The sequence below is a fragment of the Hymenobacter jejuensis genome (assembly GCF_006337165.1).
Classification (GTDB): domain Bacteria; phylum Bacteroidota; class Bacteroidia; order Cytophagales; family Hymenobacteraceae; genus Hymenobacter; species Hymenobacter jejuensis.
This window is the reverse complement of sequence record NZ_CP040896.1, coordinates 3,533,442-3,549,185: the sequence shown is the minus strand read 5'-3', so window position 1 is coordinate 3,549,185 and position 15,744 is coordinate 3,533,442. Positions and strand designations below refer to the sequence as shown.

Annotated in this window: 13 protein-coding genes; 7 read left to right on the top strand and 6 right to left on the bottom strand. The window is 56.3% G+C overall.

Annotated features, from left to right (window positions below; genetic code table 11):
* The first annotated feature begins 27 nt into the window (after positions 1–27).
* The 5 genes from FHG12_RS14760 (at position 28) to FHG12_RS14740 (ending at position 3,923) form a co-directional block, all read left to right on the top strand.
* The gene (locus tag FHG12_RS14760) at positions 28–402 is read left to right on the top strand and encodes an STAS domain-containing protein (protein WP_139516449.1); all 375 of its coding nucleotides are present in this window, start codon (positions 28–30) and stop codon (positions 400–402) included.
* A gap of 128 nt (positions 403–530) precedes the next feature.
* Positions 531–1,451, top strand: a complete 921-nt coding sequence (locus FHG12_RS14755) for a ribonuclease Z (protein ID WP_139516448.1) — start codon at positions 531–533, stop codon at positions 1,449–1,451.
* 22 nt (positions 1,452–1,473) lie between these two features.
* Positions 1,474–2,220, top strand: coding sequence for a queuosine precursor transporter (locus FHG12_RS14750; RefSeq protein WP_139516447.1), 747 nt, complete (start codon positions 1,474–1,476; stop codon positions 2,218–2,220).
* A 97-nt stretch (positions 2,221–2,317) separates the two neighbouring features.
* Entirely contained in the window at positions 2,318–3,295 is a 978-nt protein-coding gene (gene trpS / locus FHG12_RS14745; RefSeq protein WP_139516446.1) for a tryptophan--tRNA ligase, read from the top strand.
* Between the two features lie 187 nt (positions 3,296–3,482).
* Positions 3,483–3,923: a VOC family protein gene (locus FHG12_RS14740; protein ID WP_230471138.1), complete on the top strand. Its 441-nt coding sequence runs from the start codon at positions 3,483–3,485 to the stop codon at positions 3,921–3,923.
* Positions 3,924–4,035: 112 nt separating this feature from the next.
* On the opposite strand, the gene FHG12_RS14735 is transcribed toward FHG12_RS14740, so the two are convergent.
* Positions 4,036–4,887: a hypothetical protein gene (locus tag FHG12_RS14735; protein ID WP_230471137.1), complete on the bottom strand. Its 852-nt coding sequence runs from the start codon at positions 4,885–4,887 to the stop codon at positions 4,036–4,038.
* 111 nt (positions 4,888–4,998) lie between these two features.
* Positions 4,999–6,219: a CaiB/BaiF CoA transferase family protein gene (locus FHG12_RS14730; RefSeq protein ID WP_139516445.1), complete on the bottom strand. Its 1,221-nt coding sequence runs from the start codon at positions 6,217–6,219 to the stop codon at positions 4,999–5,001.
* A gap of 75 nt (positions 6,220–6,294) precedes the next feature.
* Here FHG12_RS14730 and FHG12_RS14725 point away from each other — a divergent pair, with 75 nt between their 5' ends.
* Both FHG12_RS14725 and FHG12_RS14720 read left to right on the top strand, forming a co-directional pair.
* Complete coding sequence (locus tag FHG12_RS14725) at positions 6,295–7,320, top strand: Gfo/Idh/MocA family oxidoreductase (protein WP_139516444.1); 1,026 nt, start codon at positions 6,295–6,297, stop codon at positions 7,318–7,320.
* A 174-nt stretch (positions 7,321–7,494) separates the two neighbouring features.
* Complete coding sequence (locus FHG12_RS14720) at positions 7,495–9,051, top strand: DEAD/DEAH box helicase (RefSeq protein ID WP_394348420.1); 1,557 nt, start codon at positions 7,495–7,497, stop codon at positions 9,049–9,051.
* Between the two features lie 241 nt (positions 9,052–9,292).
* Here FHG12_RS14720 and FHG12_RS14715 read toward each other — a convergent pair whose 3' ends face one another.
* From FHG12_RS14715 to FHG12_RS14700, 4 genes are read right to left on the bottom strand one after another with little or no spacing between them, the layout of a single operon-like run.
* A complete protein-coding gene (locus tag FHG12_RS14715; RefSeq protein ID WP_139516443.1) occupies positions 9,293–10,162 on the bottom strand; it encodes a glycoside hydrolase family 16 protein in 870 nt (289 codons plus the stop codon).
* 34 nt (positions 10,163–10,196) lie between these two features.
* Positions 10,197–10,994 carry a PKD domain-containing protein gene (locus tag FHG12_RS14710; protein ID WP_139516442.1) on the bottom strand — a complete coding sequence of 266 codons (798 nt, stop codon included), beginning with the start codon at positions 10,992–10,994 and terminating at the stop codon, positions 10,197–10,199.
* Positions 10,995–11,029: 35 nt separating this feature from the next.
* Complete coding sequence (locus FHG12_RS14705) at positions 11,030–12,520, bottom strand: RagB/SusD family nutrient uptake outer membrane protein (protein WP_139516441.1); 1,491 nt, start codon at positions 12,518–12,520, stop codon at positions 11,030–11,032.
* Between the two features lie 19 nt (positions 12,521–12,539).
* The gene (locus tag FHG12_RS14700; protein WP_139516440.1) at positions 12,540–15,683 is read right to left on the bottom strand and encodes a SusC/RagA family TonB-linked outer membrane protein; all 3,144 of its coding nucleotides are present in this window, start codon (positions 15,681–15,683) and stop codon (positions 12,540–12,542) included.
* Positions 15,684–15,744 lie beyond the last annotated feature (61 nt).

The following is a 15,744-nucleotide window of genomic DNA, read 5'->3' as shown; positions in this document are numbered from 1 at the left end:
TCTTAGACAACCGCAACCACCGACGGTATGAAGTACACGATTGATAAAAAGGAAACCTACACGATTATCACGATTGACGAGAAGAAGCTCGACACCACCGTCGCGCCCGATCTGAAGTCTGAATTCGTGAAGCTTAACGCCGAGGGTATCAACAACTTAATTCTGGATTTGTCCAACGTTAAGTACACCGATTCGTCGGGGCTCAGCTCTATTCTGATCGCCAACCGCCTGTGCAATTCTACCGGCGGCCTGTTGGTGCTAACCGGTTTGCAAGACCACGTTATGAAGCTGATAACCATTTCCAAGCTTGAGTCGGTGTTGCATATCCTGCCCACGGTTGAAGAAGGTATTGACCGCATATTCCTGCACGCCATCGAGCGCGATCTTACCAGCAAGGAATAAAGTAGTTTAGGTGTAAGTTGTTGGTTGTCAGTTGTCAGTTTGATCGAACTGACGCTAGGCAACCAATTTTTTTTACCCCTTTTCGGCCTTCTTCTGACGGCTTCCACCCCGCAACAGACTTACGACCATTGGAGTTTGAGCTAAGAATCCTGGGCAGTGCGTCGGCAACGCCATTTCTCAACCGCCACCACACGGCCCAAGTCCTGACCGTGGGCAACCACTTGTACTTGATCGACTGCGGCGAAGGCACCCAGGAACGCCTGATCGAGCACAAAGTGCGCCACCAACGGATAAGTACTATTTTTATTTCGCACCTGCACGGCGACCATTTCTTCGGCCTTTTCGGGTTGATTTCGACCATGCACTTGCAGGGCCGCACCGACGCCCTACAGTTATTCGGCCCGGTCGGCCTCGACGATATCCTGACCACGCAGTTTCGCTACTCCAATACGCAGCTTTCGTTTGAGCTGAACTTTACGCCCGTCAACAGCGAGTCGCATGAACAGATATATGAAGATAAATATCTGACTGTCAATACGTTACCAATGCGGCATCGCATACCGTGCTGCGGATATTTGTTTCGGGAGAAACCCAAGCGGCGGCATTTGGTAAAAGATCGTCTGCCGGTGGGCCTCACGCCCAAGCAGCTCCACCAATTAACCCTCGGCGAGGATGCACTTGACGAAACCACCGGGCAAGTGCTCGTGCAAAATTCTGACGTTACGTCGCCGCCCAGCCACTCCCGCAGCTACGCTTTCTGCGCCGATACGCTGTACACGGAAAGCTTGGCCGAGCTGATTCAGAACGTCGATCTGCTCTACCACGAAGCAACCTTTCTCGACGACATGCGCGAACGTGCCCTGACCACGCACCACTCTACCGCGCGCCAGGCGGCTCTGCTGGCACGCAAAGCGCAGGCCCACCACTTGTTAATCGGCCATTTTTCCTCCCGCTACCGCGACCTCGACCCACTGTTGCGCGAAGCGCAGGTGATATTTGAGCCAGTAGAGCTGGCAACGGAAGGCAAAACGATAAGCGTGCCCGAATAAACTCACCGCCCAGCCGACCCCCTTGAAAACCTTCGCCCACAAAAAACAGCAGCTCTACCTCATTCTGAGTGGGATTTTCGTAGTCAATGCCCTGCTGGCCGAGATCATCGGAGTCAAGATATTTTCCGTGGACGCGCTTCTTGGGCTGCCCGGTAACCTCACGGCGGGCGTGCTGATCTGGCCCGTAGTGTTCATCACCACCGACATCATCAACGAGTATTTCGGGCGCGAAGGCGTACTGCGCGTGAGCTTTCTCACGGTGGGCCTTATCCTGTATTCTTTCTTGGTGATTCTGGCCACGACCAAGCTACCACCCGCTGCATTCTGGCTCGACGTCAACAAAACTGACCACGACGGACGGCCATTCAACATTGATTTTGCTTACCAGAGCATTTTCCGGCAGGGATTGGGTATCATCATCGGGTCGGTAGTAGCTTTTATGGTCGGTCAAGTACTGGACGCCACTGTATTTCAGGCACTTCGCCGCGTTACAGGCAGCCGCCTGATCTGGCTGCGCGCCACGGGCTCTACGCTTATCTCACAGCTTGTCGACAGCTTTGTAGTGCTGTTTGTGGCCTTTTACTTGTTCGGCAACTGGACTTTCCAGCAGGTACTCAGCGTGGCGAACACCAATTACTGGTATAAATTCGCGGCGGCTATTCTGCTGACGCCGGTGCTCTACCTCGCTCATTTCCTGATTGATCGGTATCTGGGCCAAGAGGAAACCACCGAGCTACAGCAAGAAGCGGCGGCCGATGTGTCGGTCTAGGGAAGCTTCGCTATGAGCGACGCCTGCCTTGCCTTCTCCAGAGGTTATTTCATCGTTTTACGACGGACGCCGGCACGGCGTCCCTACTGATTTTCCAATGTCCCGTATCCTTACCGGCATCCAAAGCACTGGCCGTCCGCACCTTGGCAACTTGCTCGGCGCCATTTTGCCTGCCATCGAACTCTCGCGCCAGTCGCAGAACGACTCGCTGTATTTCATTGCGGATCTGCACGCGCTGACCTCCGTCCGCGATGCGGAATTGCTGCGGCAAAACACATACGCAGTGGCAGCGGCATGGCTGGCCTGCGGTTTCGACACCGAAAAGGACTTGTTTTACCGCCAGTCGGATGTGCCTCAAGTGACCGAATTGACGTGGTACCTGTCGTGCTTCACGCCGTATCCGATGTTGGCTAACGCGCACAGCTTCAAGGATAAGATGGACCGGCTATCGGAAGTAAATGCCGGCGTCTTCACTTACCCCGTGCTCATGGCCGCCGACATCCTGCTCTACGACGCGGAGATAGTGCCGGTGGGCAAAGATCAGATGCAGCACCTGGAAATTGCCCGCGACATTGCCGCCGCTTTCAACAACCGCTACGGCGAAACCTTTGTCATGCCCCAGGCCCGCGTCGATGCGCAATTGATGACCATTCCGGGGCTCGACGGCCAAAAAATGAGCAAGAGCTACGGCAACATCATCGACGTTTTTGCCCCCGAAAAAGAGTTGCTCAAGACCATCAAAAGCATCGTTACCGACAGCCGCGGCCTCGACGATCCCAAAGACCCTGAAAGCGACACGGTATTTAAGCTTTATTCGCTGCTGGCTACGCCCGAGCAAACGGAGGAGCTGCGCGAAAAGTACCTGGCCGGTGGCTATGGCTACGGCCACGCGAAACAGGCTCTGTATGAAGTAATTATGAACCGCTTTGGCACCGAGCGCGAACAGTTCAATTTCTTCATCAACAACCTCCCTGAGCTGGACGCGCGCTTAGCCGAAGGCGCCCGCAAAGCACAAGCTTACGGCAGCACAGTACTCAATCGGGTTCGGGAGAAAGCAGGGTACAACCGGCGCTAAGCCCATCATCAACTCTCTGATTTAGTTGGCATTACAGACCATAATGCTTAAATTATAGGGAAGACAAAGGCGCTCTCCACCCGCGGCTGGGCTGGGGTAGCAAGGCAAGACTCGGCTTCGAACAGGAAGCCTGAGTAGTTGGCGACGATTCTGTAACGATTTTCGATGGAAACCACCTTGCGTAAGTATGCCAAGCTCACCTGTTACATCCACCACGTCTGATTCTGACGTCACCACCATGCTCACGGGTGCTCCTGTTACGATGCTGCTGCCCGTCATGAACCTGACCCGCGCCCGCGATTTTTACGAGCAAAAACTTGGCCTTCAGCCCCTTGGCTTAAAGCTAGACGGCAAGTTTGAATACGCGTGCGGCGGAAGCACCGGTGCCACCCTGGCCCTCTTCCCAAAACCGGAAGGCACCAAAGCCGAACATACGGCCCTAAGTTTTCAGGTGAGAGACATTGCAGCTGCTATTCGGGAGCTTGAGGAAAAAGGCGTGCAATTTGAGGATTACGATTATCCCGATCTGAAAACGAAAGACCATGTGTGCGTGCTGGGCAGCGAAAAAGCCGCTTGGTTTAAGGATACTGAAGGAAATTACCTCTGTATTCACCAAGACATTGCGTAACCCGGCTAAGCGCTGCTTTTGCAGACTCAAAACGATAAAAAGGCCCCGTAGCTAGTGCTACGGGGCCTTTTTGATGCCTGTGATTTAGGCACTTTGCATCCTACTCAGTCCCTCAGAACAACAGCCCATCAACGGAATGGCGCTGCTCACTGGAAAAGCTGAACCCAACTTTACTTCCGCGGCTAACCTGCTGATTTTCAATCTTTTGCTTAACCGTAATTTTCTGAATCTCGCCCATAGGCGGTGCAATCAGGTCGTTGTTGACGGCGGCGATCATGGCGCTTTCCACGAAAAGCTTCATCATGTTGGGCGTGATGAGGTTATCGGCCATATCGTTGTCGGGGAGTTCGAGTTGCTGCACGCCTTCCAGAAAAAAGTGGTTTTCGATGTTGACCAGCAGCCGCCCAACGAGGTAGCCGGGGTCGTTCATGCGCTGGTATTTGATGCTGTCGGCCATAAAGTTGTAGGCCATGATGTGGCCAAAAAACCGGCGCCGGAAGTCTTCCTCAACGTATTTGGTCGGCATGGGGCCGTAGTCGTCGGGGAAGGTAACGATGTTGGAATGCATCACGAATACGAGCAAGTCGCCGGAAAACCGGATGTGAAATTCCATATCGTTGACGGGCCGGTACTCGATCACGACGGTCGAGTCAACTGCCGTAATTCGGCGGCTAAGCTCCACCACTAACTCCTGCGAAACCAGCCGCAGGCAATCGAAAGCAGCGTTCGTATTGCGATAAATTGCCTGTTTGGCCGTCGATTTTTGTTTCAGGCCCTCAAATATCTGATCGAGACGGTCGGCGGGAGCTTGGGACGGAGCGCCCGCTGGTGCAGTTGGCTCATTGTCGGTGGCGGTAGCTCCGCTATGAGCCGAAGGTACCGGAGCAACTACTTGACTAGCAGTTGATTCGGCTGGCGCAGCGGCGGCGCTATTGGCAGGAGGGGTTTGCGAATTCTCGTCCATGCGAAGTACAAAACGGGCAGCGCCTGAAGTGGCGCGCCACATAAGAAGAACAAATTAGCTGCTGCAATCCGCATTGCGCACTTAGGCAATGTGCATCCGCAGCCCCAATACTTACGAAAATACGTCGTTTTTCAGTTGTGGGTGCCCCTCATCCCCTTGGTTCAGCACCGCGGCCGACTGCTGGCCGATGTGTGGCGGGGCGCTTAGCGCAGGCATGACAGGCCAGGCATTGCTTCGGAAAGCCACCGTGCGCAAGCCTGAATACGGAAACGCAGCGCATGGCGGAATCAACATATGCTGCGCTGACTTTGCGGTTAGGGCCTCTCCTACCGTGCGCACGGCGCCCGCCGGCACAGCTCGCTGCTCCAGAGCCAAAAGCAGTTCGGCGCCATTTACCTCCCCGATTCTTTTCTGCAACAATTCTTCCAACTCGTTTCGGTAAGTTACTCGTGCGGAGTTAGTTGCAAAACGCAAGTCCGTAGCCCACAAGGGGCGGCCGAGCGCAGCACACAACTGCTGAAACTGCCGATCGGAGCCAATTGCCAGCACCAGCTTCCGGCCATCAGCGGCTTGATAAACCGTTCCGTAGGGCACGATGCTCGGGTGCCCCGACCCCATCGGCTGCGGATCGTGGCCGGTCACGAGCCAGCCGGTGCCTTGGTTAGCCAGCGAAGCCAAAGCGCTATCCAGCAACGAAACCTGCACCAAAGCGCCCTGCCCCGTGCGTGCGCGCCGGTACAGCGCCGTAAGCAGGCCTTCTTTAAGTTGATGGGCAGTGAGCAGATCGACCATGGCCACGGGCATTTTGAGGGGCGCTTGCCCCGGCAACGCATTAAGGTGCATAAAGCCGGCTTCGGCTTGCAAGACGGCATCATAACCGGCTCGGTGAACCTCGGGACCGTAGCCTGTGATGTGGCCGTAGATGAGTTGGGGGTTCAGATTGGCAAGCGTCTCGTAATCAACGCATAACTTCTCGGCGTCGCCGGGTTTATAGCTGGCCAGCACCACGTCGGCGCGGGCAGCCAAGGCGTGTATTGCCGCACGGCCTTCCGCAGTGGTCAGGTCCAGCGCTAGGGACTGCTTGCCCCAATTGGAACTGGAGAAATAGGCCGAAACATCAGTATCGGCGGGTTCGGCGCTGGTTTTCCAGCTGCGCGTAACGTCGCCCCCCTGAGCCGCGTGTTCGATTTTCAGAACCGTAGCGCCCAACTCGGCAAAAAATTGTCCCACTTGGGGGCCAGCCAAGACACTGGCCAACTCTATAATCACTAATACCTTGAAAGGCAGCTCATTAGCCGTGGGCGAAACTTGGGCGGAAACGATCGGAGTCATCAAATTAGAGCGAATAGCGCGAAGGCGGTAAGTTGGGCAGAATCGTGAGGAATCCCATAAATCCTATCTTCGGACATGACGAACGCAATTCAAACCGGCTTGCTCGCCTACGGAATGTCGGGCAGATTATTTCAGGCGCCTTTTGTGGCGGCGCACCCTGGCTTTCAGTTGAGAGCCGTCACCGAACGCCACCAGAAAAAAGCGCAACACGATTATCCTGACATTATCAGTTACACCAGCGTAGAGGAATTATTACAAGATCCTGAAATAGAGCTTATTATCGTCAACACTCCCAGCTACACGCACTTCGACCTTGCGATGCAGGCTTTGCGGGCAGGCAAGCACGTGCTGGTCGAGAAGCCTCTCACTGCCTCCCTGGCCGAAACCCAGGCGCTGTACCAATTGAGCCGGGAGGTGGGCAAGCAGGTATTTCCCTACCAAAACCGGCGGTGGGACAGCGACTTTCTGGCGGTAAAGCAAGTCATCGAAAGCGGGCAACTGGGCCGCCTGTTCGAAGTGAATTTCCGCTACGACCGCTACAAATCAACCCTAAATCCTAAGCCATTTAAAGAACACCCGGTGCCCGGCAGTGGGTTGCCCTACGACCTAGGCCCGCACCTTATCGATCAGGTAATCAGCCTATTTGGCAAGCCGCTGAAAAGCCACAAAGCCGTAGGCATGTACCGCGCCGGAACTCGCATCCAAGATTATTTCTCGATCCGCCTGCTGTACCCCGATCAGCTGCACGTCACGGTTACGTCGGGCTTGCTGGTGGCCCAACCAGTGCCGGCTTTTGTGGCGCACGGCACGCAGGGCAGTTTCCTCAAGCAACGCGCCGACGTGCAGGAAGCGCAACTCGATAAAGCCCTTTCGCCTCTGGCTCCTAGCTACGGCCTGGAAGAAGCCGGTATGGAAGGCCAACTAACGCTGGTGGGCGCCAACGACGCCAAAACAACCACCGCCGTACCGTCGGGCAAAGGCGACTACATGCACTTGTTCGAGGCTGTGTACCAAGCGATTCGCAACAACGCCCCCTACCCCATCACCGAGGAGCACATGCTGTGGCAGAGTGCCTTGCTTGAACAAAAAGCCGATGAGTAGGTGTTAGGAAGAAAGGAAGATCGGGGAGTGGCGCGGTAGGTTTCTCAGACGCCGCCAAGCGGCTCGCGTACCTCAACGGTACCACCCGGAATTACCCTATATTTGCTCTAAATCAAGCGGTTTGCTGACCCAGAAACACAAGGTCAGCCCATACTTCACTTATCTAGCTGAACCTTGAAGTTTAACGAATTTAATCTCCACGACGACCTGCTGGCTGGCGTGGATGCGATGAACTACCTGAACGCCACGCCCATTCAGGAGCAGGCGATACCGAAGATTATCGACGGCAAAGACCTCATCGCCTGCGCTCAGACCGGCACCGGCAAAACAGCGGCTTATCTGATTCCGCTGCTCGACAAGATATCACACGCCCGGCACGACCACACCAGCACCCTCATTTTAGTGCCGACGCGCGAGCTGGCCAAGCAGATTGATGAGCAGGTAGAAGGATTTGGCTACTTTGTAAATGCCACTAGCACAGCCATTTATGGCGGCGGCAAAAGCGAAGGCTGGGAACAGCAAAAACGCGCCCTCACCACGGGCGCCGACATTATTATTGCCACACCGGGCCGCCTAATTGCGCACATGCAAATGGGCTATGTGAAGTTCGACAAAATCGACTACTTGGTGTTGGACGAGGCCGATAAGATGCTCGACATGGGCTTCTCGGACGACATCCTGAACATTGTGCGTCAGCTGCCCAAGAAGCGCCAGACGCTGCTGTTTTCGGCCACCATGCCCAACAAGATCCGTGAGTTTTCGCAGCAGATTCTGCAAGACCCCGAAGAGATTCGGTTGGCGGTTTCCAAGCCGGCGGCCGGCATCGACCAGCAACTGTACATGGCGTTTGATCACCAGAAAATTCATGTACTGGAGCATTTGCTCAAAACCCAGGAAGTGCAAAGCATGGTGCTGTTTACGTCGCAGAAAGCGGCGGTGGGCGGCATCGTAAGGGCCATCAACAAGCTGGGCTACGTGGCCAAGGGCATTTCCTCGGACCGCACGCAGGAAGAGCGCGAGGTGATGATGCGCGAGTTTAAGAACAAGCAATTTCCGATTCTGGTGGCTACCGACGTGCTGTCGCGCGGCATCGACATCGACAACCTCACCCATGTGGTGAACTACGATATTCCGCGCGCCGCCGAAGATTACGTACACCGTATCGGCCGCACGGCCCGCGCCGCGACTACTGGCACGGCCATTACGTTCATCTCCGACCAAGACCAGGATCGTGTTATCAAGATCGAAAAGCTCATTGAGCGCGAACTGGAAAAACGCGCCATTACCGAAGAGCTCGGCCTCGGACCGGCACCCGAATTTGATCCAAAGCGCTTCAGCGGCTTGCATGGCAAAGGCCGGGGCATCAACGGCCGCAGTGGTGGCGGCTCGCGTGACGGCCGCCCACGGCGGGAAGGCGACAAGCGACGCGAAGGTGGCGAGCAACGGCGCGACAGCCGTGGCCCCCGCCGCGAAAGCCGCCCGGCCCCGACAGCGGCCGAAAATGGCACCGTAGCCGTAGCGCCCTCTGATGAGCAAGCTGCCCCCGTTTCTGCCGATGCTCGGCCGCCTCGTGCCCCTCGCCCGCACAACGGTGAGCCACGGCCCGAAGGTGAGCAGGCGGCCCGCCGGCGTAAGCGCGGCGGTCGCAGCCGCGGCCCGCGTCCGGAAGGCGCTGCCGGTGCCGAAACCAAGCCAGCGGAAGCTCCAGCAGCTGCACAAGCATCTGAATAGCAGCATTTTCGCAGCCCCAGCAACACAAAGCCCCCGCCGTAGCTACGGCGGGGGCTTTGTGTTGCTGGGGCTGTTTTCAGAAATCTATTCCAAAAGGGCCGGCCCGCTCCCCTAACATTGGCGGAACCGGCCCCCGGAACCGAGCGCATCCGACTGGTGCTGCCAGCCGAATACAGCTCAGGTAAAATTATCTTACAACTATCTCATTATCAATTGCATGTGAAGCAATCATCTTCCGAAGCTATTTGTATTGATAATAGCGCACGTAGTCTACCTGCATCTGCTGCGGGAAAGTGGTAGTGGCATCGGGGTTGCCATCGAAGTTGCCCCCAACAGCCACGTTCAGAATGACGAAGAAGGGGTTATTGAACGGATACGGACTGGCATCGCCGCTCGTGAACGTGTAGTACTGTTGCCCATCGAGGAAGAAGCGCATCTGATCTCGGCTGCGTACCACGCTGAAAATGTGGAAGTTATCAGACAGGTCAGTGGCCAGCGTTTGCGTCGTGCCTTTGTAGCGGTGATCGGCCGAACTAGTGCCGTAGTGCATGGTAGAAAGCATCTCCCTAGGCTTGCTACCGCGCAGCTCCATGATGTCGATTTCGCCGCATACCGGCCAGTTGTTCTGGTCGATATCCGAGCCCAGCATCCAGATAGCCGGCCATACGCCTTTGCCTTTGGGGACCTTGGCACGCACATCAATGCGGCCGTACTGAAAGCTTTGCTTGCCCTTGGTAACCAGTCTTCCGGAGGTGTAGGCGTTGCCGCCCGACTGCTGCCTAATGGCTTGAATGACCAAGTTGCCGCCCGCCAGAAATACGTTGTCCGGCGAGGTGGTATAATTCTCAAGCTCGTTGTTGCCCCAGCCGCCGCCACCCTGCTCATACGCCCATTTGGTAAGGTCGAGGGTGCCGTCGCCAAACTCGTCGCTCCAGATCAGGTCGGTGTACTGCGCGTAGTCGCGGGCTTCTTGGTTGACGACGGGAACCCCGGGAGTGGGCGCCGGAATGTTTTTGGGCTTGACTTCGGTACAGGAAGCCAGACTTAGGGCCAGCAAAACGCTGACCCTAAGATTCAGACTACCAGCACCTTGAAAGAGCTGAATATTCATACTATAGTAATTGACAAAGAAAAGCAGCCTGTGCTTATGGCTTCGGCACCAACTTCATCTGAAACACGGTGCCACCCGGCTTTCCGGCTCGTAGCAGCATACTCTTGTCACTGATGTCGATGATGCGGTACGTCAGGTCGGGCGCATCCGTCACGCCGATGAATGTGCCGGCTTTCTTGAACTCAAACATGGCAAAGCCCTGGCCGGTAGCCGGCCCAAACGTAAACTCTGACGTGCCGGAGCGGGGAGCCTGGCAGCCTCCGCCGCCTGCTACGAAGGTCTCAGCCTTTGCATCGTAAGTAAACACACCGGCACTGGTGAAGGTGTACTCGTCGTCGGCTTGGCAGTCGGGCAACGTGTTGGCCTTTCCACCGGCATAGTATTCCGAAGGGTTGCCTTCGGTGCCCACCACGATGGCGGCGTCCGCGGCTTTATTGAGCATCCAGGTTTTGGAGCCAGAGCCCGTCAGCAGCTGCTTTACGAAGTCAATGTTCTGCGGCAGTACGACGTCCTTCACAGCCGAAAGGCTGGTGCCGCCGCGGTATGCCGTGATGAGCTGGGCCTTCACGGTGCCGCTCTTTTTATAGACGTGCGTTACCGTTTTGCCCGTTCCTACAGAGCCATCACCAAATGACCACTGGTACAGAAAGGCATCGGCGTTGGTGCTGGTAAAAGTAACTTCCGTCGTAAGGCCTACTGGCTTGATGGTGGTCGTGAAATCCGTTTGAGGCACGGCCCCTTCCAGCGTGCCTGAGTCATTCTTTTCGCAGGCAGTAAAAAGCAGCGGACTTGCAAGAAGTAAACAAGCCGCCTTGTTCCAAATATTTTTCATTTCAGCTTAGGCTAAATCGTCAGTGAGAAGGAGGCTTAGTAACCGGGGTTCTGCGTCAGGCCGGGGTTGGCATCGAGTTCCGATTGCGGAATCGGCAGCACCAAATTGGTCGCCGTGGGCACCCCGCGCTTGATGCCCAGCGTAGCCAGGTAAGCGGAGTGTTCCGTCATGCGCGGAATCAGCTTGCCTGTACGCTTGAGGTCAAACCAGCGGTCGAATTCGAAAGCCAGTTCGTAGAGGCGCTCCTTGAGTACGGCATCCGTGAAGTTGGGCGTAGAGGCCGTCAGGTCGGGCAAGCCAGCGCGACGACGCACCGTGTTGATGGCAGTAAGGCCTTCCGGCGTATTGCCAACTGCTTCAGCCAGAATGAGATACATTTCAGCCAGGCGCAGTACCGGTACGTTCAGCGGCGAGTCCCAAATGTTGGTATTGACCTTGCCCACAAACCACTTCTTGCAGCTGAAGCCAAACGGTGAGCCGGGTAAGCTTGCCGGCTCTACCCAGTTGTCGGGGCCTTTATCACCAGGCGCCCAGATGGTTACGGCTTTGCGCGTATCACCAGGCTCATAGCCGGCCACGAAGTCGGGCTCCGGGATGTTGAAGCCGTAGCCGCCGCCCGCAGGCGTGAGGCCAGACCCGCGCGGGCCGAAGAACTCGTTCATGGAAGAACCGACGCTATTACGGTCGTAGCCGTTTTTGCCATTAACGAACTGCACTTCAAACAGCGATTCTTTGCCGTTGTCATTCTCTACTTTGAAGTTGTCGCCGTAGTTGGCCCACAGGCTTTTGCCCGAGCCCGTAATGACTTCGCGAGCCCGCTGGGCGGCTTCGGTTTTCTTTCCTTCGGTGATGTACACCTTGGCCAACAAACCGGTAGCTGCCCACTTGGTAGCCCGGCCTAAATCGGCCCCGCTGTATGACCCTGGCAGATTGCCAATGGCGTCGGTCAGGTCCTTTTCAATTTGGGAATATACCTGCGCAACAGGCGTACGAGGAATATTCACAGCCTCTGGGCTGGTAGGCGGCGCCGTAAACAACGGCACGTCCCCGAAGGCGCGAACCAAGTCAAAGTAGAATTTGGCGCGCAGAAACTGAGCTTCGCCTAGGCACCGCTTCTGAATAACCGGATCAATGTTCGTGATGGCCGGCACTTTCTGCAACACGATGTTGGCGCGCTGAATGCCGATGAAAGAGCCTTGCCAGAGGCGCGTGGCCACGAAGTTGGTCGTCGGGATGTTGTAGTCGTCGAGCTGCGTGTACTCGATGCCGTCACTGCCGCCGCCACCGCCTGTAGTAGACACGTCGGCCATGATGTCCATGCCCCACAGCGCCGCGTTATACTGGCCTTCTTTGGTCAGTTCACTGTACACAGCCAGCGTAGCCTGTACTGCATCGGTCTGGGTCTTGTAAAAGTTGGCGTCCGTTACTTGTTCCGAGGGAGTTTCCGCCAGAAATTTTTCGCCGCAACTGGTCAGCAATCCCAGCGAGAGCAGGAAGGCGCCGGTGGTATATTTTGAAATAGACATTCGTAGGGGAGAATTAAAATTAGAAACCGATGCTTACACCGCCCAGCAGGGTGCGCGACTGCGGATAGATGCCCCGGTCGATGCCTGTGGAGCTCACTTCGGGGTCATAGCCGCTGTATTTGGTCAGCGTCACCAGGTTTTGCGCCGTAACATACAGGCGGAACTGCGTAGCCGACAGACGGCTCATGATGCTCCGGGGCAGTGTGTAGCCGATGGTGATGTTTTTGAGGCGAACGTAAGAGCCGTCTTCAATGAAGTACGTCGACGTCCGCAGGTTCCCGTTCGGGTCGCCGTTGATGGCGCGAGGCACGTCGGTGCTGGTGCCAGGGCCGGTCCAACGGTTCAGCAACCGCGTACCGCCGCTGAAAGAGCCATATAAAGCGCTCTCCGTGAGGTACTTATTCAGGTTGTAGATTTCATTGCCCTGCGAGCCCTGAATGAAGAAGCTCAGATCGAAGCCCTTATACCCTAGGGTATTGGTGATGCCGTACGTGAAGTCGGGGTTAGGATTGCCAATGAACCTGCGGTCGGCCGCCGTGATGACGCCGTCGCCGTTGAGGTCTTTGAAGCGGATGTCGCCAGGAGCGGTACCCGCCTGCTGCTTAGGAGCAGCCGTTACTTCGTCGGCAGTCTGGAACAGGCCGTCGGCCACGAATCCATAGAACGAGTTGAAGGGATAGCCTACATCATAACGAACTATACCATAGCCACTTAGCGTATTAGGGCCGTTGTACGGCAAGCCAGCGCCCAGGCTTTCCAGCTTGGTTTTGTAAGCTGATAGGTTCAGCGTGGTCGTCCAGCTCAACGCGTCGCCGGAGCCCTGCACGTTGTGCGAGGTCAGCGAGAAGTCGATACCGCGGTTGTAAGCCGAAGCTGCATTGCTGTTGATAGACTCGTAGGTACCCGACACGTAAGACACCGGAATCGGAGCAATCAGGTTGGGCGAGCTACGGTTATACAGGTCGATGCTGGCTTCGAAGCGGTTTTGCATGAAGCCCAAGTCCAAGCCAATGTTCGTCTGGTTGTTGGTTTCCCAGCGCAAATTGGGGTTAGCCAACCGGGTTGGGGCACCACCCGTGTTCAGCGTGCCATCCTGGCCTAGCGGGTAGGTAATGCCGAAGTTGATGGCGTAGAGGTAAGCAAAACGCCCGGCGTTCAGCGGGTTACCTACTTTGCCGTAGCCGGCCCGCAGCTTCAGGTTGCTAACAGCAGAACTACCCTTCAGAAAAGGTTCTTCCGAAATGCGCCAACCGGCCGATACACCCGGGAAGAAGCCAAACTTCTCGCCCGGAGGAAATACCGAAGAACCGTCGTACCGAGCGATGGCCTGGAACAGATACTTACCGGCAAACTCGTAGTTGATACGACCGAAGTAGCTGGCCAAACGCTGAGGCGGGTTAATGGTACCGCCGTTGGACTGCAACGTGTTGTTGGGGCCCGCGTTGATGGTCTGCAAGTCGTTGCGCAGGTACCCTTGGCGGCTAGCCGATACGTTGCTGTAGTTGAATTCCTGAGCCGACTGCCCAAGCAGAAGGGTCACTTGGTGCTTATCGGCGAAGAGATGATCGTAGGTAGCCGTATTCTCGATCAGGTAGGTCGGCGCGTAGCTGGAGTTAGCATTGGCGCTGGCCGTTGAGTAGCGCGAAGTATACGTGCGTTCGGGCGTTACCAATTGAGGTACGGTAGGCCGGAATGAGTTGAAGTTGTCGAAGAACAGGTCAGCCCCCACGTTGGTACGGAAACGCAGGCCTTTCACAGGCTCCAGCTCAGCGAACAGCGTAGTGATGGCCCGGTTGAGGTTGTAGCGCTGATTGTTTAGGGTAGCGGTTGCCAGTGGGTTCTCCTCGATAAAGTTATCGTACGCCGCGTTGGTATCGTAGAAATTACCATCGGGACGATAAGCGGGCACAATGGCCGGAATGCGCAGCAGTTGCTGCAAGGTGCCGTATTCGCCGTCGTTGGTCGTAACCTGCCGGTCCGATGAGTGCGTGAGCTGAATGCTGGTACCCATCTTGAACACCTTGTTCAACTGCGCATCGCCGTTCGCACGCAGGGTGAAGCGCTCGTAGTTGGAGCCCAGAATGGTGCCGTCCTGCTGAAAATAGGTGCCAGAAATTGCGAAGCGCGCGCTCTCGCTGCCACCCGTGGCCGAAAGCGAATAGTTCTGCACTTTGGCCCGACGAAACATAACATCCTGCCAGTCAGTACCTTCGCCCAAAGCTGCCGGATCGCGTAGCTTATCCAGCACGATGGGCAGGCCGCCCGCAATGCGGCTTTCGTTGTTGATGACGGCGTACTCCTGTGCATTCAGTAAATCCAGCTTACGTATTACCGTGTTCACACCACGGTAGGCGTCCAGATTGATGTTCGTCTTGCCGGCTTTGCCCCGCTTCGTAGTGATAATCACTACGCCGTTGGCGGCCCGCACCCCGTAAATAGCGGTGGCCGAGGCATCTTTCAGCACGTCAATCGACTCAATGTCGTTCGGGCTGATTGCGTTCAGCTGGCTTTCGCTGCTTTGCGCCATTGGAAAGCCATCGATAATGTAAAGCGGCTGGTTGTTGCCGTTGGAGGTTATACCGCGCACCCGCACCGACGTGCCGGCAGCGCCACCCGGCGCTCCGCCGTTAGAGGTAATAGTTACGCCTGAAACCTTGCCCTGCATCGCTTGGGTTACGTCAGCAACCGGCTGACGCTTAAGCTCTTGCCCGCTTATGGAAGAAATCGCACCCGTTACGCTGCCGCGCTCCTGGGTACCGTAGCCTACGACTACCACTTCGTTCAGCGCCTGCGTGTCTTCGGCCAGTACTACGTTGAAATCGGTGGTAGCGCTGGTTACGGGCACTTCTTTCCGCATAAAGCCTACATAGCTGAAAATCAGCGTGCTGCCCTCCGGGGCTGAAAGAGTAAACCGTCCGTTGGCATCGGTAGACGCGCCTTGGGTCGTGCCCTTTACCACGATGGTCACGCCGGGGAGCGCTTCGCCGTTGGTCTGGGTAACGCGGCCCGAAACCGTCACATCGGCTAGGGTCGGCCGCTCAACAAGTGGCACTAATGGGAGCCGAGGTGCCCCCACAACGGGTGCCACCGCAACTGGCAACCCACAGGCGGCCAGCCAGATGGCTCGTCGAGTCAGGAGATGTTTGTAGGAATTTTGCATCATATAAAGAAATGTTAGGGGTGAGGTCACATAAGAAAGCCTGCCTGATGCACTTAGCTAAGCA